The organism is Streptomyces sp. Z423-1, assembly GCF_013009255.1.
Taxonomy (GTDB): Bacteria; Actinomycetota; Actinomycetes; order Streptomycetales; family Streptomycetaceae; genus Streptomyces; species Streptomyces gossypiisoli.
Genome location: NZ_CP053109.1, coordinates 1466794 through 1489717, shown reverse-complemented (window position 1 = coordinate 1489717; position 22924 = coordinate 1466794). Strand labels below are relative to the sequence as shown.

Annotated in this window: 21 protein-coding genes and 1 pseudogene; 16 read left to right on the top strand and 6 right to left on the bottom strand. The window is 70.7% G+C overall.

Annotated elements, in window-relative coordinates:
- Positions 1-95 precede the first annotated feature (95 nt).
- The 3 genes from HJD23_RS06975 to HJD23_RS06965 form a co-directional block, all read right to left on the bottom strand.
- Positions 96-995 carry an LLM class flavin-dependent oxidoreductase gene (locus tag HJD23_RS06975; RefSeq protein WP_171116776.1) on the bottom strand — a complete coding sequence of 300 codons (900 nt, stop codon included), beginning with the start codon at positions 993-995 and terminating at the stop codon, positions 96-98.
- 32 nt (positions 996-1027) lie between these two features.
- Entirely contained in the window at positions 1028-1333 is a 306-nt protein-coding gene (locus HJD23_RS06970) for an antibiotic biosynthesis monooxygenase (RefSeq protein WP_171116774.1), read from the bottom strand.
- A gap of 80 nt (positions 1334-1413) precedes the next feature.
- The gene (locus HJD23_RS06965; RefSeq protein WP_197972321.1) at positions 1414-2934 is read right to left on the bottom strand and encodes an MFS transporter; all 1521 of its coding nucleotides are present in this window, start codon (positions 2932-2934) and stop codon (positions 1414-1416) included.
- Positions 2935-3143: 209 nt separating this feature from the next.
- Between HJD23_RS06965 and HJD23_RS06960 the strand changes: the two genes are divergently transcribed.
- The gene (locus HJD23_RS06960; protein ID WP_171116772.1) at positions 3144-4448 is read left to right on the top strand and encodes an NDP-hexose 2,3-dehydratase family protein; all 1305 of its coding nucleotides are present in this window, start codon (positions 3144-3146) and stop codon (positions 4446-4448) included.
- Positions 4445-5413 (top strand): Gfo/Idh/MocA family oxidoreductase, encoded by a 969-nt coding sequence (locus tag HJD23_RS06955; RefSeq protein WP_171116770.1) that lies wholly within the window; start codon positions 4445-4447, stop codon positions 5411-5413. The genes HJD23_RS06960 and HJD23_RS06955 overlap by 4 nt, the downstream gene beginning before the upstream one ends.
- A gap of 17 nt (positions 5414-5430) precedes the next feature.
- Here HJD23_RS06955 and soxR read toward each other — a convergent pair whose 3' ends face one another.
- Positions 5431-5886, bottom strand: coding sequence for a redox-sensitive transcriptional activator SoxR (soxR, locus tag HJD23_RS06950; protein WP_171116768.1), 456 nt, complete (start codon positions 5884-5886; stop codon positions 5431-5433).
- Positions 5887-6121: 235 nt separating this feature from the next.
- Between soxR and HJD23_RS06945 the strand changes: the two genes are divergently transcribed.
- The gene (locus tag HJD23_RS06945; protein ID WP_171116766.1) at positions 6122-7258 is read left to right on the top strand and encodes a transposase; all 1137 of its coding nucleotides are present in this window, start codon (positions 6122-6124) and stop codon (positions 7256-7258) included.
- Here the strand turns inward: HJD23_RS06945 and HJD23_RS06940 are convergent.
- Positions 7234-9204 carry a helix-turn-helix domain-containing protein gene (locus tag HJD23_RS06940; RefSeq protein ID WP_171116764.1) on the bottom strand — a complete coding sequence of 657 codons (1971 nt, stop codon included), beginning with the start codon at positions 9202-9204 and terminating at the stop codon, positions 7234-7236. The two genes, HJD23_RS06945 and HJD23_RS06940, sit on opposite strands and share 25 nt — an antisense overlap.
- Positions 9205-9398: 194 nt before the next feature.
- Here HJD23_RS06940 and HJD23_RS06935 point away from each other — a divergent pair, with 194 nt between their 5' ends.
- The 4 genes from HJD23_RS06935 (at position 9399) to HJD23_RS06920 (ending at position 13491) form a co-directional block, all read left to right on the top strand.
- The gene (locus tag HJD23_RS06935) at positions 9399-10109 is read left to right on the top strand and encodes a class I SAM-dependent methyltransferase (protein WP_171116761.1); all 711 of its coding nucleotides are present in this window, start codon (positions 9399-9401) and stop codon (positions 10107-10109) included.
- Positions 10110-10141: 32 nt separating this feature from the next.
- Positions 10142-12241 carry an aminodeoxychorismate synthase component I gene (pabB, locus tag HJD23_RS06930; protein WP_171116759.1) on the top strand — a complete coding sequence of 700 codons (2100 nt, stop codon included), beginning with the start codon at positions 10142-10144 and terminating at the stop codon, positions 12239-12241.
- 134 nt (positions 12242-12375) lie between these two features.
- On the top strand, positions 12376-12552 hold the full coding sequence (locus HJD23_RS06925) for a hypothetical protein (RefSeq protein ID WP_171116757.1): 177 nt from the start codon (positions 12376-12378) through the stop codon (positions 12550-12552).
- A gap of 111 nt (positions 12553-12663) precedes the next feature.
- Positions 12664-13491 carry a transglutaminase domain-containing protein gene (locus HJD23_RS06920; protein WP_171116755.1) on the top strand — a complete coding sequence of 276 codons (828 nt, stop codon included), beginning with the start codon at positions 12664-12666 and terminating at the stop codon, positions 13489-13491.
- A gap of 178 nt (positions 13492-13669) precedes the next feature.
- Here the strand turns inward: HJD23_RS06920 and HJD23_RS06915 are convergent, their stop codons facing one another.
- Complete coding sequence (locus HJD23_RS06915) at positions 13670-14548, bottom strand: alpha/beta hydrolase (protein ID WP_171116753.1); 879 nt, start codon at positions 14546-14548, stop codon at positions 13670-13672.
- A 357-nt stretch (positions 14549-14905) separates the two neighbouring features.
- Between HJD23_RS06915 and HJD23_RS06905 the strand changes: the two genes are divergently transcribed.
- The 9 genes and pseudogenes from HJD23_RS06905 (at position 14906) to HJD23_RS06865 (ending at position 22374) form a co-directional block, all read left to right on the top strand.
- Entirely contained in the window at positions 14906-15475 is a 570-nt protein-coding gene (locus HJD23_RS06905; RefSeq protein WP_171119040.1) for a TetR/AcrR family transcriptional regulator, read from the top strand.
- Between the two features lie 69 nt (positions 15476-15544).
- Positions 15545-15928 carry a hypothetical protein gene (locus HJD23_RS44960; protein ID WP_171116751.1) on the top strand — a complete coding sequence of 128 codons (384 nt, stop codon included), beginning with the start codon at positions 15545-15547 and terminating at the stop codon, positions 15926-15928.
- Between the two features lie 18 nt (positions 15929-15946).
- Positions 15947-16762, top strand: coding sequence for an oxidoreductase (locus HJD23_RS06895; protein ID WP_197972330.1), 816 nt, complete (start codon positions 15947-15949; stop codon positions 16760-16762).
- An 11-nt stretch (positions 16763-16773) separates the two neighbouring features.
- A pseudogene (locus HJD23_RS43585) lies at positions 16774-16875 on the top strand (short-chain dehydrogenase); the annotation flags it as partial.
- A 111-nt stretch (positions 16876-16986) separates the two neighbouring features.
- Positions 16987-18018, top strand: a complete 1032-nt coding sequence (locus HJD23_RS06885) for an alpha/beta hydrolase (protein WP_171116747.1) — start codon at positions 16987-16989, stop codon at positions 18016-18018.
- Positions 18019-18288: 270 nt separating this feature from the next.
- Positions 18289-19263: an NmrA family NAD(P)-binding protein gene (locus HJD23_RS06880; protein ID WP_171116745.1), complete on the top strand. Its 975-nt coding sequence runs from the start codon at positions 18289-18291 to the stop codon at positions 19261-19263.
- A 28-nt stretch (positions 19264-19291) separates the two neighbouring features.
- Complete coding sequence (lipB, locus tag HJD23_RS06875) at positions 19292-19978, top strand: lipoyl(octanoyl) transferase LipB (RefSeq protein ID WP_240980654.1); 687 nt, start codon at positions 19292-19294, stop codon at positions 19976-19978.
- Positions 19979-19997: 19 nt separating this feature from the next.
- Positions 19998-21347 carry an SCP2 sterol-binding domain-containing protein gene (locus HJD23_RS06870; RefSeq protein WP_171116743.1) on the top strand — a complete coding sequence of 450 codons (1350 nt, stop codon included), beginning with the start codon at positions 19998-20000 and terminating at the stop codon, positions 21345-21347.
- 64 nt (positions 21348-21411) lie between these two features.
- Positions 21412-22374, top strand: a complete 963-nt coding sequence (locus tag HJD23_RS06865) for a PDR/VanB family oxidoreductase (RefSeq protein ID WP_171116741.1) — start codon at positions 21412-21414, stop codon at positions 22372-22374.
- Positions 22375-22924: the final 550 nt, after the last annotated feature.

Below are 22924 nucleotides of genomic sequence, written 5' to 3'. Positions count from 1 at the left end.
GGCAGGATCCTTCGGGATGCAACGGAACCGGGGATATTGTGTCAGGTGGCCAGGTGCCGGTGTCCGAAATTCGTTGCCGGTGTCTCCGGCCGCGTTCAGGCGATCAATCCCCTTGCTTTGCCGAGCAGTTCGATCTGCAGTTCCCAGGCCCCGCCGACGGGGCAGACGACCACGTGCTCGGCGCCCGCCGCCGCGTACGCCGCGATGCGCTCGGCGATCAGCTCGGGCGGTCCGCACACCGCGACCGCGTCGGCGAGTTCACCCGGGAAACCGAACTGGCCGTGCAGCACGCCCACCAGGGCGTCCTTCGACAGCCCGCCCAGATGCCCGTCGAGCGCGGCGAACACCGTGACCGCGACGCGCGGCACCGGCCGCCCCGCCGCGCCGCTCAACTCCGCCAAGGTGGCCAGTCCCTCGGCCACCCCCTCCGGCGTGATCGCCGCCGGCAGCCAGCCGTCCCCGAGCGTGGCGGCCCGGCGCAGCGCGGCCGGTGAGCCACCGCCGATCCACACCGGCGGCACCGGCACCGCCGGCGCCAGGGTCACGGAGGCGTCCGGCAGGTCGGGCAGCTCGGTGGTCCGCCCGGCCAGCAGCGCGGGCAGCGCACGCAGCGCCGCGTCGGTGCGCCGGGCCCGCTCGGCGACGGGCACCCCGGCCGCCGTCCACTCATCGGCCGGTACGCCGCCCAGACCCACGCCCAGGTGCAACCGGCCCGGCGCGAGCGCGTGCAGCGAACCGATCTGCTTGGCCGCCCAGGACAGTCGGCGCAGCGCCAACTGCAGCACGCCGAAGCCTACTTCGAGCCGGGTGGTGCACCCCGCCGCGGCGGCCAGCGCGACCGTGCTCTCCAGGAACGGGGCCCCGGTGGCCAGATGGTCGCTGGCCCACAGCGAGTCCAGGCCGGCCTGCTCGGCGTGGCGGGCCACCTCCTGCGGCGCGGGCAGCGTGCCGTCGGGCGAGCTGAGGGACGAGTACGAGATGCCTGTCTTGACCATCGGGTCTCCTTGAACGGTGCGGGAAGCGGCGGTCACCGCGCGGCCGGGGCGGGCTCCCCGGCGCTGACGACGGCACAGCGGTGATGGTCGATGTCGACAAGCCCCTTGGTGCGTCCGAAGATCTCCTTGAACTCGCGCTGCCGCGCGCACCGTTCGAAGGACTCCCGGTCCGCCCACAGGGCGAGGCTGAAGTACACGTCGGGCTCGTGCAGCGACCGCACCAGCTGATGCCGGACCAGCCCCGGCTGTCGCTCCATGAAGGCGCCGCCCTCGGCGTAGATCTCCTCGTACAGCTCGGTCGAACCGGTCACGGTGATCCTGTTCGCAATCACGTACATACGGGCTCCCAAAACGGCGGGGTGACAGGGGGGCGGACGGTGCCGACGGCGGGGGAGGTCGGCGGCACCGCCCGCCGGTCTCAGACGTGCTGGTTCTCGGACTGGGGCGTCCGCTCGGGCCGCGCGGCCGCGGGCCGCGGCGCGGAGGAGCCGGAGAGCATGGCCACCACGAGGACCGCACCGATGGCGCAGACACCCGCCACCCACCACAGGGCGATGTGCCAGGCGCTGGTGAAGTGGTCGGCGAGGACGGCGTGTTCGGGGCCGTCGGGCAGATTGCCCGCGGAGACCTCCTTGGCCAGGTGCGCCGAACCGACCCGGCTCTGGATCAGGCTGACCAGGAGCGACCCGAAGATGGCCAGGACGAGTGCCTCGGCGCCGCCGCGGATGGTGTTGAGGAAGCCGGCCGCCATGCCCGCCCGCTCCGGCTCCACCTGGCTCATGGCCTGGCCGTCGGTGATGCCGAACGAGATGCCCATGCCGACGCCGATCACGATCAGCGGGCCCGCGAGCCGGCCCGCGCCGATCCCGGGTTCCAGGACGGTCAGCCACGCGCTGCCCGCCGCGATGAGCAGCAGCGCGAGCCCCATCAGGACGCGCGGCGGGAAACCGCGGGTGATCAGCCAGCCGCCGACCTGCGGAGCGACCAGCACCGGCACCGTCATCAGCAGCATGGTCACACCGGCACTGGTCGCCGACGCGTCGCTCGCGCCCTGGAAGTACGTGGGCAGGAACGTCAGCGTGCCGACGAAACCGATCGACGTGATGAGGGTGCCGACGCACCAGGCGGTGTACCGCCGGTTCTTGATCAGCGTCAGATCGAGCACCGGGTGGTCGCTGCGCCGCTCCACCACCGCGAACACGATCAGCAGCGCGACACCGAGGACCAGGCTCCCGACGATGAGCGGATCGCCCCAGCCGCTCTCCGGACCCTGCACCAGGCCGATCATCGCCAGGGCCAGACCGAGTACGAACGTGACCACGCCGGGGACGTCGACGCGGGGTCGCTCACCGGCCCGCGACTCGGCGACCCTGACCGTGCCCAACAGCACGAACACCAGCACCACGACGTAGAACAGGAAGCTCGCGCGCCAGCCGAGGCTGCCCACGAGCCAGCCGGACAGCGTCGGCCCGAACGCGATGCCGATACCGACGACGGTGCCCATCGCAGCGAACGCGCGGGTGCGCGCCGCGCCGTCGAACGTGGTCGCCAGGATCGCCCCCGAGCTGGCCAGGACGCCCGCGGCGCCGATGCCCGCGACGGCCCGGGCCAGGTCCAGCACCACGATGTGCGGGGCGAGCGCGCTGATCAGCGAGCCCACGGCGAACAGGCCACCGCCCAGCACGAAGATCCGGCGCCGCCCGAACAGGTCGGACAGCGAGCCCGCGACCAGGGTGATCGCCGCGAACAGCAGGTTGTAGACGTTGACCACCCACATCAGGGGGGCGCCCGAGGTGTCCAGGTCCTTGCCGATGTCGGGCAGCGCGACGGCCGCGCCGGAGATGGACATCGGCACGACCAGGACGCCGAGCAGTACGACGACGAGCGTCATGGCCGGACTCGACCGTGGTGGAGATGACTTGGTGCCGGCTGTGCTCATCGCTCTTCCTTCCCGGATGTGACTCGGACAGCGACGAACGTAGAAGGTGAAGTTCGGTTGAGGTCCAGTGCGGCGCCGGCACTTCGTCAGGTCGTGAGCGGGCCCAGATCCCTCCCAGGAAGTCTCTAGAACGGTGGGCGAGGCTGGAGGGGACGGTCCGCGCCACCCACCGCGGGCCGGTCCACGAAGCCCCCAAGGAGTGTGCGACGGTGTTCACGGACCTGGCGGATTTCCACCAGTGGCTTGCGCAACGTCACGAAGCGAACGAGTACCGGGTGACCCCCGCGCCGCTGAACCGGCTCGACGGCTGGGCCGCGGACCCGGTCACCGGCGACCTCCACCACGCCAGCGGCCGCTTCTTCGCCGTCCACGGCCTGGACGTCACCGGCTCCCAGCGCGAGGTCGGACACTGGCAGCAGCCGGTCATCAACCAGCCCGAGCACGGCGTCCTCGGCATCCTGGTCAAGGAGTTCGACGGCGTACCGCACTGCCTGCTGCAGGCCAAGATGGAGCCGGGCAACGTCAACACCCTCCAGCTGTCCCCGACCGTGCAGGCCACCCGGAGCAACTACACCCGAGTCCACCGCGGCCGCGCGGTCCCCTACCTGGAGCTGTTCATCGCGCGCGGGCGCGGCCGACCGCTGGCCGACGCGTTGCAGAGCGAACAGGGCTCGTGGTTCCTGGCCAAGCGCAACCGCAACGTCATCATCCGGATCGACGACGACATCCCCGTCCTGGACGACTTCTGCTGGCTCTCCCTCGACCAGATCGGCCACCTGCTGAAGGTGCACGACCTGGTCAACATGGACACCCGCACCGTGCTGTCGCATCTGCCGGACGCGCTGCTGCCCGCCGGGGACCGCTTCCGCGGCACCCCCGCGCATCCCCTGCCGGAGCTGCTCAACTGGCTGACCCACCACAAGACCATGGACCGCACCGTGCGCCGCGCCGTCCCGCTCGCCAAGACCGAGGGCTGGCGGATGACCGACGAGGAACTGCGCCACGAGCACGGCCGCTACTTCCGCGTCATCGGCGTCGACGTACAGGCCCAGAACCGGGAGGTGGCCAGCTGGTCCCAGCCGATGCTCGCACCCTGCGGCGAGGGCGTCATCGCCTTCGTCGTGCGGCGCATCGACGGCGTCCCGCACGTCCTCGTCCAGGCCAGGGCCGAGGCCGGCACTCCGGACGGCGTCGAGATCGCACCGACCGTGCAGTGCAGCCCCGGCAACTACGCCCACCTCGCCACCGGCCTGCGCCCCCGCTACCTCGACACCGTCCTGTCCGCGCCGCCCCGGCGCGTCCTGTTCGACGTGGTGCACTCCGAGGAGGGCGGCCGCTTCTACCACGCCCGCAACCGCTACCGGGCCGTCGAGGTCCCCGACGACTTCCCCGTCGACGTGCCCGACGGCTTCCACTGGGCGACCCCGGGCCAGCTCGCCCAGGTCAACCAGTACGGCGGACTGCTCAACGTGGAGGCCCGCAACCTGCTGACGTGCATGGGATTCATCGCATGACGGCCCAACGCCCCTTGCGCCTGGGCGTCATGGGCTGCGCCGAGTTCGCGCTGCGCCGCATGCTGCCCGCGGTCGCCGACAGCCCGGACATCGAACTGGCCGCCGTGGCCAGCCGCCGGCCGGGCACGGCCCGGGAGGTCGCCGCGCGCTTCGGCGGCACCCCCGTCGACGGCTACGAGCAGCTGCTCGCCGTACCGGACCTGGACGCCGTGTACGTGCCGCTGCCCAACGCGCTGCACGCCGAGTGGGTGCTGCGCGCCCTGGACTCGGGCCACCACGTCCTGGCCGAGAAGCCCCTCACCACCCGTGGCGACCTCACCCGGGAGGCGGTGCGCCGAGCCGCGGAGCGTAGGCTCGCCCTCGTCGAGAACTTCCTGTTCGTGCACCATCCACAGCACGCCCGGGTACGCGCGCTGATCGGCGACGAGATCGGCGAACTGCGGCAGATGTCCGCCGCGTTCGCCATTCCACCGCGCCCCGCGGGTGACATCCGCCACCGCCCGGACCTGGGCGGTGGCGCTCTGCTCGACGTCGGCGTCTATCCCCTCAAGGCCGCGCAGTACTTCCTCGGCACCGGCCTGCACGTCGCCGGCGCCGCCCTCCGGTACGGCAGTACCGGCGTCGACGTGGAGGGCTCGGTGCTGCTGCGCCGCGCGGACGGCGTCTGCGCCCAGCTGTCCTTCGGCATGGACCACGCCTACACGTCCCGCTACGAGCTGTGGGGCACCCGGGGCCGCGTCACCGTGAACCGCGCGTTCACCCCGCCCGCGGACCACCGCCCCGAGGTGACGGTGGAGCGGGACGGCCGGACCCGCGGCGTCGGGCTGCCCGCCGCCGACCAGTGCGCGGCCGCCGTCGCCGCGTTCGCGGCGGCCGTCCGCGACCCGGCGACGTGCCACGAGGCGGCGGCCCACTCCCTGGACCTGGCCCGCCTCACCGACGAGGTGCGTGCCGCCGCTGTCTGAGCACCCCGCACCGACCGTCACGTCAGCCGCCGGGCCCCCGGCCCCTGGCGGCTGAGTACGTCCTCCGGATTCGACAGCGTGCAGTGCTCCAGGGACAGGCAGCCGCAGCCGATGCACTCCGTCAACCGCTGCCGCAGCGCGCGCAGTCGGCGGATGCGTGCGTCCAGCTCGGGCTGCCACGACTCGGCGAGCCGCGCCCAGTCCCGCCGGGTGGGCGTACGGCCCTGCGGCAGCTCGGCGAACGCCTCCCGGATCGCGGCCAGCGACAGCCCGACCGCCTGCGCGGTGCGGATGACGGCGACCCGGCGCAGCGTGTCCCGGCGATAGCGCCGCTGGTTCCCGCTGGTGCGCCGGCTGTGGATCAGCCCCTCGCTCTCGTAGAAACGCAGCGCCGAGGGGCGCACGCCGCTGCGTGCCGACAGTTCCCCCATGGTGAGTTCCCCGGCCGGGGGACGGGACGGTACTCGGTCCATCCCCCCACGTTAGGAGCCCGGGGCCGGACCGCCCGATCGACATCCACGGACTGTGTCAGGTCTCCGGGACATCGGGCGTTCGCGCAGGTCACCGGCGCTCCTCGGTGACCGGGACAGCGAGATCGGCAGACAAGTGTGTGTCCGGCGTCCCTCCCGCCGGGCGCCCCGTGCGCCGACGGTGGAGACAGGCAGGCCGAGGTGACCGCGCCTCGACCGCAAGCGGAGAAGGAGCGTCGTGATCGAATCCGCCGGACCGGGACTGTCCACCAGGCTCTTCGCGTCCCTGCGCCGCCGTGACCAGCGCACCAAGGCGGAGCTCTACCTCACCGGACTGCTCGCCACCGAAGGCCGCAAGTCGGTGCGCAACATCTCCGCGTCGCTGCACGGCGCGGGCGACGGCGCGACGGAGCAGAGCCTGCACCACTTCATCACCAGCTCCACCTGGGACTGGATCCCCGTGCGCACGGCCCTGGCCCACGCCCTCACCGAACGCGCCCCGCAGCACGTGTGGACGGTGCGGGCCCTGCCGATCCCCAAGGCGGGCACCCACTCCGTCGGCGTGGACCGGCTCTACGTGCCCGGCCTCGGCCAGTCCATCCACGGCCAGCTGGCGTTCGGCCTGTGGTGCGCCGGCGAGCGGCTGACCGCCCCCGTCGACTGGCGGCTGCATCTGCCGGGCAGCTGGCTGAACGACGCCCGGCGGCGCACCCGGGCCGAGATCCCCGCGTCCGCCGTACCGGAGGACCCCGACGAGTGCGCCGTCGCCCTCGCCCTCGCCGGCCGCACCACCGCACGCCCCGTGGTGCTGGACCACGTGACGGCCCGGCCCGCAGCCGTGGCCGGCGCGTTCGTCCGCGCCGGTGTGCCGTTCCTCGCCCGCGTCACCGCACGGACCCCGTTCGCCGTCGCCGACCCGGCGCTGCCCGGCGCCGGTGCCGGGCAACTGCCCGCCGGGCAGATCCTGCAGGCGCTGCGCGGGCTGCGCCGCCCGGTGGAGTGGCCGGACCCCGGCCGCAGACCGGCGCGCCGCACCTCCCTGGTGGCCGCTGTCCCCGTCCGTGCCGGCCGCCTCGCCCACCGGCACCGACTCCTGCTGCTGGGCGAGTGGAGCGATGCGCACCGCCCGCCGACCGCGCTGTGGCTGACCGGGGTGCGCGGCGCCTCCACGGGAGCGCTGCTGCGCCTGACGAAGTACGCGGCCCGGGTGCGCGCCGAGGGCGAGCCGCTCGGCGACCGCGTAGGACTGCGCGACTTCGAGGGCCGCTCCTTCCCGGGCTGGCACCGCCACATGACCCTCGCCTCCGTGGCCCACGCGATGTCGGCGGTCGCGTCCGTCGCGGACATCGCCTACGAGCTGCCGCTGTCCGCCTGACCCCGGGCCGTGCGCGGCAGCCGGCCGAGCAGGGTGCCGCGGGTCCGGTGCAGCCTGAGCGCCAGCTGGATCTCCAGGGCCCGCTCGGGGGACTGCCAGTCGTCGCCCAGGAGTTCGGTGATCCGGTCGAGGCGACGGGCGACCGTGTTCGGGTGGATGTGCAGCACCCGGGCCGCCCGCCTGGGACTCGACCGCGAGGCGAAGTACACCTCCAGCGTCCGGGCGAACTCCGTGTACCGCTGCTCGTCGTGGGCCAGCACCGGCCCGAGCACGGACTCCACGTACGACGGCACGCTCAGCACGTCCGCCAGCAGCACACCCAGGAAACCGAGTTCCTCCGGAGTGGCCACCCCGCCCTGGTTGCCGAGCTCGGTCAGCGCCGTCAGGCAGCGCTGGGCGTCGTCGTGCAGCCGCGCCACCTCGGGCAGGCCCGTGCGGGGCCCCGCCGCCCCCACCGTCACCGGCACATCCAGCAGCGGCGACAGTTCCTTGTGCGCGGCCCGCGCGGCGGCCGCCGCGTCGTCGCCGGGCAGCAGCAGCGACAGACACTCGTCCCGCACGCTCTTCAGACCGCTCTTGCGATGCGCGTACGACGCCGCCCAGGCGGTCGCCCGGCGCAGCGAACCGCCCTCCGGGCGGGCCACGATCACCACGTACGGCGTGTCCGGCGCGATCCCGAGCCGCGTCGCCTGCTCCTCCAGCTGCCACCACGCAAGGCCCATGGAGTCCGGCGCCAGCAGCGCCTCGAACAGGTCGTCACGGGTGCGTCCCTCGGCCAGCGCCCGGTTCCGGTCGCGCTGCAGGGACAGGGAGATCGCCCGGACCACCACCCGCAGCGGGCGCGGCCCCCGCTGCCCGAAGAACGGCGTGTCCGGCAGGAACAGCACCGTGCCCAGCGGGTCCCCGCCGCCGGTGACCGGCGCCACCCACGCCCCGTCGTCCAGCGGCACCGGCTCGCCCGCCGCCATCGCGTCCAGGCTGCGCTGGGTGAGGATCTCGTCCTCGTACTCGGGCAACCGGCCGTGCGCGGCCAGCAGTTCACCGCCCAGCTCCCGCACCGCGAGCGCCCCGCCCAGCGCGGTCGCCGCCACCTCCGTGATCGCCTCCAGCGGGCTGCCGTCGTGCACGAGGGTCAGCAGATGGTCGTACGCCGCCTCCATCCGGCGATGGGCGCCGACGATGGACCACGCCTGCGCCCCGTCCCGCTCCAGCTCCGCCTTCTGCGCGCCGAGCGACTCCATGAGCCGCGCCGTGCCCAACGTCGTCGCCGCCAGCGAGGCCAGCGTGGACAGGGAACTGATCTCCTGAGCGGTGAACCGGCGCACCTCACGATGCGCCCCGTACAGTGCGCCCGACACCCCGCCGGGCCCCTGGAACGGCACCGCCACCACCGCACGGACGCCTTCCGCACGCACCACGCGGTCGATCTCCTCCGCGTGCTCGATGGAGCGGTCCGCCAGGTAGTCCGGCGTCGAGAACGGCGCGCCCTTGTCCAACGCCGCACGCCCGAGCCCGGCGGGGCCGGTGATCCTCAGCCCTATGTTGAACGCCGTCGCGTCGCCCTCCGACGCCACGACCGTGAGCGGCCCGTCGGCCTGCTCGTGCAGCCCCAGATACGCCAGATCGGCGCGGAGTAATCGACGCGCCCGCTGGGTCGCGGTGCGCAGGGTGGCCTGCACGCCTTCGGCCATCGCCTCGGCCAGGTCACGACAGGTGTCGACGAGCGAGACCAGCGTCGTCTCCCGCTCCTGTGCCAGCGCGAACCGGTCCAGAACCGACGTGCCGAGCAGCGTCGCCTGCTCCAGCTCCTGTATCTGCCGCGGCGTCGCACCGAGCGTCCTGGCGTCCGAGAGCAACTCGTCCAGACGCTGCGCCGCCCCGTGTTCGGCCAGCGTCGCCAGGATGTCCATCACCGTGGGGAGCTGCCGGGGCGTAGCTGCTGACATGGGATTTGTTCTCCTGGAGGGTGTGGGGGGTGACGTCGGGTGGTGGTCCGAGCACTGTAGAGCTCCCCCGACAGTGTCATGTGATCACCTTTTGCATGCTCATTACCTTGCACAGAATGGCATGTGCAACTGATCGCGGTGTGCGACAGCGGGAGGCGGTGATACGCGCCCGCGAACCCAGGGGGAGGGGACCGATGGAGAGCGTCCGCAGTTACGAGCGCTCGCTCGCCCGCAGCAGGGCCTCACGCACCCGGCATGACCGGCCCGAGGTCTTCACGCTGCACGGCCGTGCATGGGATCTGCTCGACGACGTGTTCGCCCCGCCGTTCTCCCCGTCGACCGGGGTGGCCATGGAACTCCTCGGCCTCACCGGGACCGGCCGCCCGCCCGCCGGCTCCTTCCTGGAGATCGGCTGCGGCACCGGCGTCATCGCCGTGTCGGCGGCCCTGGCCGGCTGCGACCGGGTCCTCGCCACCGACATCAATCAGCACGCGGTCCGCAACACCGAGCTGAACGCCGCACGCCACGGCGTCGCCGGGCGGGTGCGGGCCCTGCGCAGCGACCTGTTCGCGGGCATCCCCGCGACAGCACGCTTCGACACCGTGTACTGGCACTCCAACTTCGTCCTGGCACCGTCCGACTACCACCACCGCGACGTCCACGAGCAGGCCTACGTGGACCCGGGATACGAGGCACACCTGCGCTACCTGCGACAGGCCCCGGACCACCTGACCGAAGGCGGCCGGGTGTTGCTGCACTTCTCCAGCCGCGGCGACCTCGCGTTGCTGCGCCGGAGCGTCGCCGACGACGGCAGGGAACTGCGCACGGTCGCCTCCGCCACCGTGCGGGAGGACACGGAGGACGTCGAGTACATGCTGCTGGAACTGATCACCGCTGCCTCCTGACCGGCCGCGGCCCACTGACCACCGGAGCAGATGTGCGCACGCTCATCGTCGACAACTACGACTCGTTCACCTTCAATCTCGCCCATTACGTCGCCGAGGTGACCGGTGTGGAACCGACCGTGATCCGTAACGACGACCCCACCTGGCACCGCGGACTGCTCGACGCCCACGACAACGTGATCCTCTCGCCCGGCCCCGGCACCCCCGCACGCGCCCGCGACGTCGGCATCTGCCGGGAGATCGTCGAGCACGGCACACTGCCCATGCTCGGTGTCTGTCTCGGCCACCAGGCACTGGCCCTGTGGCACGGCGCCACCGTGGGCCGCGCCACCGAGCCGCGGCACGGCCGGCTCTCACCCGTCCTGCACGACGGCATGGACCTGTTCGCCGGGCTGCCCGACGGGTTCCAGGCGGTGCGCTACCACTCGCTGGCCGCCACCGACCTGCCCGAGGAACTGGAGGCCACCGCCCGCACTCCGGACGGCGTCCTCATGGGGCTGCGCCACCGTCACCGCCCGTTGTGGGGCGTGCAGTTCCACCCCGAGTCCATATCGACCGAGTACGGGCACGAGATACTCGCCAACTTCGCCCGGCTGACCCGCGAGCACCGGGCCCGTCACGGCCGGCCGGTCCGCCTGGCCGCCGCCCGCCCCGCCGGGCACCGGCCGGGGAGGTCCGCCCCGCAGCGCCGCCGGCTCAAGGTCCTCGCCCGTCAGCTGCCGACCCGCTGGGACAGCGAGACCGTCTTCGGGCACCTGTTCCGCGCGAGCAGCCATGCGTTCTGGCTCGACAGCAGCCGCAGGGACGGCGCCAACGGCCGGTTCACGATCATGGGCGACGCGGCCGGGCCGCTGGCCCGGGTCGCCGTCGCCGACGTGTGGCACGGCACCGTCACGGTCTCCTCCGCCACCGGCACGCGGTCCGAAAGCAGCGCCTTCTTCGACTGGCTCGACGCCGACCTGCGCTCGCTGGACACCGAAGTCCCGCCGCTGCCCTGCGACTTCGCACTCGGCTGGGTGGGCGCGCTCGGCTACGAACTCAAGGCCGAGTGCGGTGGCGCCCGGGCCCACCGCTCGACCGAGCCCGACGCGGCGATGATCTTCGCGGACCGGGCGGTCGTTCTCGACCACCTGCTGGGCACCACGCACCTGCTGGCCCTCGCCGAGAACGACGACGAGACATCCGCCACCGCCTGGCTCGACAGCACGGCGGCCCGCCTCGAACGGCTCGCCCCCGGCACTCCGCCGCTCCTGGAACCCTTCTACCACCCCCTCACCGCCATCCGGCTCCGGCACGACCGCGGCGCCTACCTCGCGCTCATCGACCGCTGCCAGGAGGAGATCAGGGCGGGCGAGACCTACGAGGTGTGCCTGACCAACATGATCACGGCGGCCGGTGAACTCGACCCCTGGCGGGCCTACCGGCAACTGCGCCGCATCAGCCCCGCCCCCTTCGCCGCCCTGCTCACCTTCGGACCCGACCTCTCCGTCCTGAGCACCTCACCGGAACGGTTCCTGCGTATCTCCGCCGACGGTGTCGCCGAGTCCAAGCCCATCAAGGGGACCCGGCCGCGCGGCGCCACCGCCGCCGAGGACTCGGCGCTCGTCGCGGACCTGCGCGGCAGCGAGAAGGACCGCTCCGAGAACCTCATGATCGTCGACCTGGTCCGCAACGACCTGGGCCGCACCGCCCGCACCGGCTCGGTCACCGCCGACGAGATCTTCCAGGTCGAGAGCTACGCCACGGTCCATCAACTGGTCAGCACCGTCCGGGCACGGCTGCGCGACGACGCGGGCGTCGTGGACTGCGCGCGGGCGGCCTTCCCCGGCGGATCGATGACGGGCGCCCCGAAACTGCGCACGATGGAGATCATCGACCGTCTCGAAGGCGGACCGCGCGGCATCTACTCCGGCGCGCTCGGCTACTTCTCGTTGTCCGGCTCGGCCGACCTGAGCATCGTCATCCGCACGCTCGTGGTCACGCCGGGCCAGGTGCGCTACGGCGTCGGCGGCGCGATCGTCGCCCTGTCGGACCCGGAGGACGAGTTCGAGGAGACCGCCGTCAAAGCCGGCCCGCTGCTCACGCTCTCCCGGCAGGACTTCCCGGGACGCACCCTGGAGCCGGTCCGCTGACCGGGCACGCGCCGCCTTTCGTGTGGCCGGGTCCCGGCCCTGTGTGAGGGGGTCCGCCCGGGGCATACGGGAGGCACGGCACCCATCGGGCCGATCCCCCCATCGGGCCGATCCCCCTCCCAAGGAGGCACACCGTGTTGGCCATCATCGCGGCGGTCCTGTTCTTCATCGCCTTCCTCATCAACGCGGCCGACATCACGACCAACGAGATCTTCACCTCGACCAACGTCATGCTGATCGGGCTCGCGCTGCTGGCCCTGCACCTCGCGGGGATCGGCGGCGGCTGGGCGGCACGGCGCCGCAGGCGCTGACGGGCACAGTACGGTTCCCTGGCCCCGCCCTGTTGAACGCGTTCAAAACGTCTGCGAGGATGTGCCCGCGGGCCGGGTCCGCCGCCACGCCCGCCGGAAAGGACGGCTGCCATGACGAGCTCGCTTCTCATGCCGAGCAGACGAGCACGCACGGGCCCCGCGCCCTCCCGCGCGGACGTACCCGGGAGCACAGCGCCGACACGCATCCTCGACTGGCGGCATCACCGAGTAACGGAACTGCTCCGGACCATCGCCGCAGCACCGGAAGGCCAAGACACCGCAACGCACCCCGTCGGCCAACTGGAGACCCTGCGGCGAGCCCACAGGACCATCACCGGCGCGGTGCGGCCGGTCTACTCGGTGCAGGACGAGCGGCCCGTCTCCGAAGTGCTGCGCCGCGGCCGTGGCTCGTGCAGCCAGCGGCTGGCCGTCCTGGAAGCCGTGGCACGGGCGGGCGGGACCGCCACGCGGGTGCGGGGCCTGTTGGTCGACGGAGCGTTCTGGTACCCCCGCTTCCCGCGGATGCGCCGGCTCGTCCCCGACCGGGTCGTCCTCGCATGGCCGGAGTTCCGCATCGAGCCGACGCCGGAGAACGAGCAGCGGGCCGCGCGCTGGCTGCCGGCGTCCGAGATCTTCGGCGAACTGAGCGAACTGAGCGGACGGGACGGCGGCGGCCTCACCAACAGCGCAGCGGAGACGCTGTTCGAGGCGCTGTCCAGGACGGCGATCGACTGGGACGGAGCGACGGCATGCCCGGCCGGCCGCAGCACCTGTGACCTCTCGTCCCATGTCCTGGCAGATCTGGGCCACTTCGACTCCCGCGACGAACTGTTCGCCCGGCACGGCCAGACCCTGTGCACCATGGCAAGGCTGCTGGCCGAGCCGATCCTGGGCAAACGGGACAGCAACCGCCAGGCGGCCCTCATGAAGACGATGTGAGAGTCCCCCGGAGATCTACCGCACTCAGGTGTAATGCGGACCGCTCATCGAAGGGGGGGAAGCCGCGCCGTCAGACAGGCGATGGCTGCTCCAAGTGCGTACAGAGAATCAGATGGACCCGCACGTGACGGGTGTGTGTCCGGCAGTGCCGGAAACGCCCGCCAGGGTCTCGGGGCGGTCACGCCACCGCGTTCAACAGGTCGGCCAGGACGTCGGGCCTTTCCAGAGCCACGAAGTGGCCCGCTCCCGGCACCTGCGTGAAATCGGCGGCCGGCAGCAGTTCCCTGTTGGCTTGCCGGTCCGACCGCCGGGACCAGTCCTTCTCCCCGTAGACAAGGTGGACGGGTGCCTTGACCTCGAGGTAGCGCGAGCGGGCCGCGATGAGGCTGGGCATGTTCTGGTACACGGCCCGGGCGACGGTCGGATAGCCGGGGCGGCTGCCGACCTGGAGGAGCTCATCGACGTAGTCCTCCCGCAGTGCGCTCTTGTCGCCCAGGCCGCCCTGCAGGATCCTGCGGAGGGCGGCCTTGGGTTCCACCCCGGCGACCACCGGGCCCACTCCCGGCGTGAGGACACCGCTGACCACCACGCGGGCGAGGAGACCGGACCGGGCGATCCCGCCGCGAAAGTCGTACGTATTCACCGCGACGACGCGCCGGACCCGTTCCGGCAGATCGGCCGCGGTGGTCAGGGCGAGCACCGCCCCCATGGACTCCCCGACCAACGTCACGTCATGGAGGTCGAGTTCGGTGAGCAGCCGTTCCACGCCTGCGCGCATCGCCGGCTCGTCGTACGACGCGCCGGGCACGATCTCGGAGTAGCCCATCCCCGGCAGATCAAGGGCGTACACGGTGTACTGGTCCGCGATCAGTGGGACAAGGAGGCGGAAGTGCTCGGCCTGTGTGCGCACGGTGTGCAGCAGGACCAAGGGGGCACCGGTGCCCGCCTTGAGGTAGCGCAGGGTTCCCTCGTGTCCGTGGCGTCCTGCGCGCGGGGCGATGGTGTGGCTGGTGGTTCCGGGAAGGCGAAGCGTGGGACGTGGCTCTTGGACGGGCATCTCGCCGACTCCTTGGTGTGAACTGCGGATGGTGACTCAGGGTTCGGTCGGCGGGAACGGTGGTGACGCCGACGACACTCGGCCGGCAGCCCCTGCCCCGGCGACTGCAGCCACGACGAGAACTGATCGGTTTCCCTCGCAAGCTGTGTGAGGGAGCGCATGAGGATTTCAGAGCTCACGCGCCGGTCCGGGGTGTCGGTGGGGACCATCGAGTACTGCCGGCGGGAAGGGCTGCTCCCCGAGGTGCGCGCGCCCCGCCGCGACGAAGCCCGAGAAGGCCGCCGCCCTGGCGTAGCGGCGGCCGACCGTGAAACCGATCGGTTTATATTTCGCCCGAATCGAGTTAACCTCACCCCTATGAGCACCGAAGTGAAGGCAAGTCCCCGAGAGCGGCTGCTGGAGGCGGCGGCCACGCTCACCTACCGGGACGGCGTCGGCATCGGCATCGAGGCGCTGTGCAAGGCGGCGGGGGTGTCGAAGCGCTCCATGTACCAGCTGTTCGAGAGCAAGGACGAACTGCTGGCGGCGAGCCTGGAGCGACGCGCTTCCGCCTTCGTGGCGACACTCCTGCCCGCGGCGGATGACGGCCGTTCACCCCGCGAGCGGATCCTGCATGTCTTCGAGCAGGTGGAACTGCAGGCGGGTGCGCCCGAGTTCCGGGGCTGCCAGTACCTGGCTGTGCAGATCGAGCTCAAGGATCAGAGTCATCCTGCGAGTCGGGTGGCCCATCGGGTCAAGGGTTACCTGACGGCCTTCTTCCGGGGCGAGGCCGAACAGGGTGGTGCGGGCGATCCCGACCTGCTGGCCCGACAGCTCAGCCTGGTCTTCGACGGCGCCAGCGCCCGCGCGGGGATCGGAGCCGACAACCTCACCGGGCTCATCGTCCCGACGGTGGCGACCCTGCTCGACGCGGCAGGCGTGCGCTGACGCATCACCTTTCGAGCATGCCCGGCGACCGATGCGCCCTCTGGTCGCAAGGGCGTTGATGAGCATGCCGTGCGCGAGGAAGGCCGTGGCCTCGTCGGCCTCCGCGCCCAGCGGCAGGCGCACGGTTTCCCGGAGCCTCATCCAGCCGGCCCGGACGAGTTCGCCGATCCGGTCATCGCCCTGCGCCTGGGCGGCTGCTACGAGGGCGTATCCCTGCATCTGTATCAGCAGCCTTTCGGGCGGCGCCGAGATCAGTCGCGTGTAGGTGTTTGCCATGGGGTGGAGGGCCTGCTCGCTGCCCTCCGCCCCTTCGGCTGCCTGCTCGAAAGCCGACCGGGCGGATCTTGTCCTGCCCATGCCGCCCTTCCGTCCGATGCCGGCCTGACGGTGCCTGCTGGGCTTGCGCGTTGTAAACCGATCGGTTTACGGTGGGTGAAACCGATCGGTTTCTAGCGAGTCCGGGAGTCCATGATGAGCACGCATCGACCAGTAGCACTCGTAACGGGTGCGTCATCCGGTATCGGGAAGGCGGCCGCGCTCGCGCTCGTCGGAGCGGGATTCGAGGTGGTCGGCACAAGCCGCGACACCTCCCGCGTCACCCCGCTCGACGGTGTGACCTTCCTCGACCTCGACGTGACCGAGGACGCGTCGGCCACCGCGGTGGTCCAGCAGGCGGTCGACCGGTTCGGGCGGATCGACGTCCTGGTCAACAACGCCGGTATGGGCCTGATGGGTGCGGCCGAGGAGAACTCCGTCGCGCAGGCCCAGGATGTCTTCGACGTCAACGTCTTCGGCGTGATGCGTATGGTGAGGGCGGTTCTGCCGCGCTTGCGTGCCCGGGGACGCGGACGCATCATCAACCTGTCCTCCGTGGTCGGCTTCCTCCCCTCGCCTTACATGGCCGTCTACGCCGCGTCCAAGCATGCGATCGAGGGGTACACCGAGTCCCTGGACCACGAGATCCGCCAGCACGGCGTCCGGGCGCTTCTCGTCGAACCCGCCTACACCAGCACCGGATTCGAGGCCAACAGCCCGCGGCCCGACGCGCCCCTGCAGGTCTACGAGGCCCAGCGGCGCGCTTTCGACCGCATGATGGAAACGGCGATCAAGGACGGCGACGACCCCGCCGTCGTCGCCAAGGTGATCGTCGCGGCGGCGACCGACCCGAAGCCGAAACTGCGCTACACCGCCGGATCCCTGGCCGGGCGCGCAAGCGCACTGCGCCGCCTGGCCCCTGCCGGGGTCTTCGACAAGCAGATCCGCAAGCTCAACCGGCTGGCCGGCTGACGCCTGCCCGCATCAACAACGCCGGCGCCTCGGTCCGCGCCACGTACCTCGACTCCGCGATGGAGGGCGTGCGCCGGGACCTGGAGACCAACTTCTACGGGCCGCTGCTGGTGCCGGCCGACGACCTCACACGCTGGGTCAAGCCACAGCTGTCCGCCGATTCGGAAGCCCTGTACCCGCAGTTGAACAAGTAGTACGCACTCACCGATGGCTAGGAAATTCTCGTGGAAAGTTCGCTCACCCACCGCTTCGTCGACGTGAATGGAGTCAGGCTGCACATCGCCGAGCAGGGACAGGGACCGCTGGTCCTGCTGCTGCACGGCTGGCCGGAGAGCTGGTACTCCTGGCGTCACCAGTTCGGGGCGCTGGCAGCGGCCGGATACCGGGTCGTCGCCCCGGACCAGCGCGGCTATGCCCGCAGCGAGCAGCCGCCGGACGTCACCTCGTACACGCTGCTCCACCTGGTCGGCGACGTGATCGCCCTGATCGAGGAACTCGGCGAGGAGCAGGTGATCGTCGTGGGTCACGACTGGGGCGCACCCGTCGCCTGGACCGCGGCGATGCTGCGCCCCGACAAGATCCGCGCGGTGGCCGGGCTCAGCATTCCGCCGATCCTGCCCGGCGGCATGGTCCCACCCTCGATCACCCGCACCCAGTACGGCGAGGGTTTCTACCAGGTCTACTTCCAGCAGCCGGGAGTCGCCGACGCCGAGTTCGCCAAGGACATCCCGGAATCCTTCCGCCGCCTCCTGGTCGGTGCCTCGGGCGACAACCCGCTCGGCAAAGAGCCCCGCCCGTTGGTCATACCCGACGGTCTCGGCCTCCTGGACACCATGCCGGAGTCGCCCGACCTCCCGGCCTGGCTGACGGAAGCGGACATCCAGGCGTACACCGAGGACTTCGCCCTCCACGGCGAGCAGGCGTTCACCGGAGCCTTCAACTGGTACCGGAACATCGAGCGCAACAACGAACTGCTCGCTGCATTCCGGGGGCGCGGAATCGACGTCCCCGCGCTGTACGTGGTGGGAGACCGCGACATGGTCACCTCACTGCGCGGCCCGGACGGGGGACCCTCGCTGAGCGAGATGCTCCGGGGCGAGGGCGGGGCAGGCAACCCGCTGACCGCTGTCCCGCGCCTGCACGACGTGGTGGTGCTTGAGGGCTGCGGGCACTGGACACAACAGGAGCGGCCCGCGGAAACCAACGCCGCTCTCCTGGACTTCCTCGCTCACATCGACGGCCCCGCGCCCCGATGACACTGCGCAGAATCCGCCTGCCCGGCACGGTTCGGCCGGAGCAGGGTCCAAGGCCCGCGTGGAGGCGGCCACCGAGCCAGGCGGCTTCGTCGTCATCGACCGCCTCCGGCGGGCATGGCCACCTCCACGAGTGCGACCGAGACCCTGGCCCGCCACCTCGCCGAGCGACGAAATAGACGCCCAGGCGACCAAAGCAGCCCAAGACGATCAGCGGCCACATCCCCTGGCCTTCCCTACAGCTGAACCCCCAACCAGACAGAGGAATCATCGATGTCAGAGCGCCATCCCATCCTGATCACCGGAGCCGCCGGCCATATCGGCGGTGTGAGCCGAACGATCGTCGACATGCTGCTTGAACAAGGGCACCCCGTGCGCGCGTTCGTACGGCAGGACGACGAGCGCGCGCAGGCGCTCCGCCAGGCCGGAGCCGAAGTCTTCGTCGGAGACCTGCTCACCATCGCCGACGTGACCGCCGCGCTGAAGGGCGTCCGGCGCATCTACTTCAGCATGAGCCTGTCGCCGTACTACACCGACGCCGTCAGCCTGATGGCCGCGGCGGCGCGGGCCCAGGGCGACATCGAGGTCTTCGTCAACATGTCCGAGTTCGAGCAGTCGTTCATGACGTTCGAGGAGATGACCGCGCCGGACGAAGAACGGCGTGCGTGGCTCGGCGGACTCGTCGCGGACTGGTCGCCGCAGCAGCGCGCCCACTGGATCGCCGAGCGGGTCCTGGAGTGGTCCGGCCTCCCGACCGTCAACATCCGGGCGGCCATGTTCGTCGAGAACCCCCTGATGACCTGGCTGGCACTGGGCCCGCTGGGCAACGGCGAACTGCGCCTGCCCTTCGGCCACCACCGGCTCGCGCCCATCGCCGGTTACGACGTGGCGGAGGCGTGCGCGAAGATCCTGGCCGAGCCGGTGCCGCACATCTCCAAGTCCTACGAACTCAACGGCCCGGAACTGAAGGACATGCACGGGTTCGCGGAGGACTTCGGGGCCGTGCTGGGACGCCGGGTCACCTACGTTCCCGAAGAGGTCGAGACCTGGAACGAGACCTACGTGGACCCTGCCCTGGCCGAGTTCCCGCACACCGCGGAGCACATGAAGACCCTGACCCGGCTGATCGGCGGCGGCGGGTACCGCGGTGTCACCGACCAGCTGGAAACCCTGCTCGGGCGTGCGCCGAAGACCGTGCGGTGGGCGCTGGAGAACCATCCGCGCATCCAGCAGCTGACGGCTGCCTGAACCGTGGTCATGGGTGAGGAGACGAGCGGTGAGGCTGCCGGAATCGGCGGAGGAACAACCTTCACACTGCCGGCTGGAGCGCGTCGACCTGGGAGAAGTACCCTACGCGGCGGCGCAGACGGACATGGTCCGCTGGGTTGAGGAGCGCAAACAGGGCCTCGCGGCCAACCGGCTGTTCCTGCTCACGCACCCGGCGGTGATCACCTACACCGCCCGGACGCCGAACGACCAACTGCCCGACATCGCCTCGGCCATCGACCTGGTGCGGACAGACCGCGGCGGACATGCCACCTACCACGGTCCCGGCCAGCTCATCGGCTACCTCGTGCTCAACGTGCGCGAGCTCGGTCCCCGTGGACTGATCCGCCGTGTCGAGCAGGCGCTGATCGACGCACTGGACATCCTCGGCTTCCCAGCGGTCCGCCGTGAGACGCCGCCGGGGGAGGAGAGCCTGGTGGGCGTGTGGACCCCCGATCACCGCAAACTCGCCTCGATCGGCATGCGCATCAGCGGGAGCGTCTCCAGCCACGGCTTCGCCCTCAACATCGACCCCGACCTGAGCGTCTACACCACCTTCACCGCCTGTGCCCTGCCCGGCGTCCGGATGACCTCCCTGGCCGAACTCGCCGCCGAACGCGGGCTGCCCACCCCAACCCATACCGAGGTGCGCGACACGGTCGCACGAGCAGTCACTGCACACCTGACCCCAGGTTAGGAAACCGAAAGGATGCCCGATGGCCAGCAAGAACAAGCTCGACGCCCATCCCAGCGTCGTCAAAGTCCGCCAGCGGCACGACCACGGCATCGCCCGGCCCGCCGAGCCGCTGGATGCGTCCTGGCTGCGTGAGCTATGTCTCGACGCGGGTGCGGACGACGTTGGTTTCGTCGAAATCGACCGGCCGGAAATCGCCGACCAGCGAGCGGACCTGGAAGCCGCGCTGCCGGGTGTCCGAGTGCTGATCAGCATCGTGACCCGAATGAACCGGGAGAACATCCGCACTCCCTCGCGCTCGGTGGCCAACCTGGAATTCCATCACAGCGGCGACCACAGCAACGAGGCGGCCCGGCAAGTGGTGGGCAAGCTGGAGGCGATGGGAGTGCGCGCCCTCAACCCTGCGATGGGTTTTCCGATGGAGATGGACAAGTTCCCCGGGAAAACGTGGGTCGTCTCGCACAAGCCGGTCGCCGTGGCGGCCGGGATGGGCAAGATGGGCCTCCACCGCAACGTCATCCACCCCACATTCGGCAACTTCATCCTGCTGACCACCATTCTGATCGACGCCGAGGTGAGCGACCTCTCCCAGCCTCTCGATTACAACCCTTGCGTGGAATGCAAGCTGTGCGTGACCGCATGCCCGACCGGGGCGATCGCCTCCGACGGTCACTTCAACTTCTCCGCCTGCTATACGCACAACTACCGCGAGTTCATGGGCGGCTTCGGCGACTGGGCCGAACAGGTCGCCGAAAGCCGCGACGCGGCCGACTACCGCTCACGGGTGACCGACCAGGAGAGTGCGTCCTGGTGGCAAAGCCTCTCCTTCGGCGCCAACTACAAGGCCGCCTACTGCATGTCGGTCTGCCCGGCCGGCGAGGACGTCCTCGGTCCCTGGTTGAACAATCGCAAGGCACACGTGGACACGGTCGTCCGCCCGCTGGTGAACAAGGAAGAGACCATCTACGTCATCCCGGATTCCGACGCCGAGAAGTACGTGGCCAGCAAATTCCCGAACAAAAGCACGAAGCGAGTGGGGCAGAGCCTGCGACCGATCAACATCGAGGGTCTGGTGGAAGGCATGCCGCTGATCTTTCAGCGCGAGCAGGCCGCAGACATGTCCGCGACCTACCATTTCACCTTCACCGGCGCCGAGTCCCGTCAGATCACCGTGACCATCCGCGACCGCGAACTCGACATCACCGAGGGGCTTCACGGAGAGCCGGATCTCAGGATCACCGCCGACTCGCAGACCTGGATGCGATTCCTCACCAAACGGTCAGTGTTGCCGTGGGCGCTGCTGCGCGGCCGCATCAAGATGCACGGCTCGCCGCGGCTGCTGCTCACCTTCGGCCGTCTCTTCCCGTCCTGACCGGTCGGGAAGCAGCGGAATGCCGCGGAATGCCGAACTATCACCACGAAAGGGAAGACCGATCATGAGTACTCTCCGCACCGAGGTCGAGCGCGACCTTGTGCTGGAACGCAAGGAAACGGTGGCCGAAGGCGTTGTGCTGCTGACGTTGCGCGACCCGGAAGGCCGGCTGCTCCCGGAATGGGAGCCGGGAGCACACATCGATCTGATGCTGAAAACAGACCTGATCAGGCAGTATTCACTGTGCGGGGATCCGAGGGATCGCTCCCGTCTTCAGGTCGCGGTGCTGCGCGAACCGGAAAGCCGGGGCGGGTCCAGCTATGTACACGACGTGCTCGCCGAAGGTGACTCGGTCCGCATGCGCGGGCCCCGTAACAACTTTCCGCTGGAGAAGGCCAAGCGCTACCTGTTCATCGCAGGCGGGATCGGAATCACCCCGATGCTGCCCATGATTGCGGCCGTCCACGCGCGCGGCGCCGACTGGAGCCTCGTCTACGGGGGCCGCACCCGGGTGTCGATGGCGTTCCGCGAGGATCTGCAGCGGGCCTACGGAGAGCGGGTGAACCTGCGGCCGCAGGACGAATACGGGCTGCTCGACCTGCCTTCGCTGCTCGGCAAACCGCAACGGCGGACCGCCGTCTATGCCTGCGGCCCGGAACCGCTGCTTGCGGCGGTCGAAGCCGGCTGCCAGAAGTGGCCGAACGGGGCACTGCACGTGGAGCGCTTCGCCACGAAGGAGGACCTCACCGCCCAGCCGCACAGCAGCTTCGAGGTGGAGCTGGCCCAGTCCGGCAAGACGCTGCTGGTCTCTGAGGACATGTCCATTCTTGAGGCCGTCGCAGATGCCGGGGTGTCGGTGATGACGTCGTGCGAGGAGGGGATCTGCGGAACCTGCGAGACGAAGGTGCTGTCCGGGGAGATCGACCACCGTGACTCCGTCCTGGACGACCAGGAGCGCGCCGCAGGCGACACCATGATGATCTGCGTCTCCCGAGCCAAAGGCGACCGCCTGGTCCTCGACCTCTGACCCACTGCAGAACCATTCCGGACGCTGCGTCAGCTGCCCCGCCCGATCGGGCCACACCGCTACGCCAGGGCGTCAGGCCTTGGGCGGCTGTCGCCACCGGAGGACAGGCACGGGGCGCGAGTTCGGTCCCCGTGGGTCCAGTGTGTACGCCTGCACGGTGCGCGGATGTCGGTCCCGCTGGAACTGGTACTTGCTGGATGTCTTGCAACTGGGCGTGGACGGCGGTGATCTGCTCGGTCAGCTCCGCATCCTGCACGGCCCGGGGGCCGACGGCGCCGGTGCGGCGGGCATAGTAAGGCGGCACGGGAGACCCAGCCACCTTCGCACGCGGTGGATAGACCCCGCGTCCAGGCCAGGCGCCGTCCCGCCTCCGGCACAGCGTTTCGCGGGCGAGGGGTCTATCCGATGGCGCGGGCCTGTCGAGTGATCGTTGGTCTGGGCGGGAGACCAGGCAGGGGCGGAGCTGGGCATTTCAGAGTGGAACGACGGCCAGTCGGAAGCCGAGCCCGATGAGTGCGGAACCCATGACCCCATCGAGCACTGCCGAGAG

Excerpts from the sequence above, each read along its gene's own strand:
- HJD23_RS06975 (WP_171116776.1), bottom strand. The coding sequence starts at position 995 with ATGGTCAAGACAGGCATCTCGTACTCGTCCCTCAGCTCGCCCGACGGC.
- HJD23_RS06970 (WP_171116774.1), bottom strand. The coding sequence starts at position 1,333 with ATGTACGTGATTGCGAACAGGATCACCGTGACCGGTTCGACCGAGCTG.
- HJD23_RS06965 (WP_197972321.1), bottom strand. The coding sequence starts at position 2,934 with ATGAGCACAGCCGGCACCAAGTCATCTCCACCACGGTCGAGTCCGGCC.
- HJD23_RS06955 (WP_171116770.1), top strand. The coding sequence starts at position 4,445 with ATGACGGCCCAACGCCCCTTGCGCCTGGGCGTCATGGGCTGCGCCGAG.
- soxR (WP_171116768.1), bottom strand. The coding sequence starts at position 5,886 with ATGGACCGAGTACCGTCCCGTCCCCCGGCCGGGGAACTCACCATGGGG.
- HJD23_RS06940 (WP_171116764.1), bottom strand. The coding sequence starts at position 9,204 with ATGTCAGCAGCTACGCCCCGGCAGCTCCCCACGGTGATGGACATCCTG.
- HJD23_RS06935 (WP_171116761.1), top strand. The coding sequence starts at position 9,399 with ATGGAGAGCGTCCGCAGTTACGAGCGCTCGCTCGCCCGCAGCAGGGCC.
- HJD23_RS06920 (WP_171116755.1), top strand. The coding sequence starts at position 12,664 with ATGACGAGCTCGCTTCTCATGCCGAGCAGACGAGCACGCACGGGCCCC.
- HJD23_RS06915 (WP_171116753.1), bottom strand. The coding sequence starts at position 14,548 with ATGCCCGTCCAAGAGCCACGTCCCACGCTTCGCCTTCCCGGAACCACC.
- HJD23_RS06905 (WP_171119040.1), top strand. The coding sequence starts at position 14,906 with ATGAGCACCGAAGTGAAGGCAAGTCCCCGAGAGCGGCTGCTGGAGGCG.
- HJD23_RS06895 (WP_197972330.1), top strand. The coding sequence starts at position 15,947 with ATGAGCACGCATCGACCAGTAGCACTCGTAACGGGTGCGTCATCCGGT.
- HJD23_RS06880 (WP_171116745.1), top strand. The coding sequence starts at position 18,289 with ATGTCAGAGCGCCATCCCATCCTGATCACCGGAGCCGCCGGCCATATC.
- HJD23_RS06870 (WP_171116743.1), top strand. The coding sequence starts at position 19,998 with ATGGCCAGCAAGAACAAGCTCGACGCCCATCCCAGCGTCGTCAAAGTC.
- HJD23_RS06865 (WP_171116741.1), top strand. The coding sequence starts at position 21,412 with ATGAGTACTCTCCGCACCGAGGTCGAGCGCGACCTTGTGCTGGAACGC.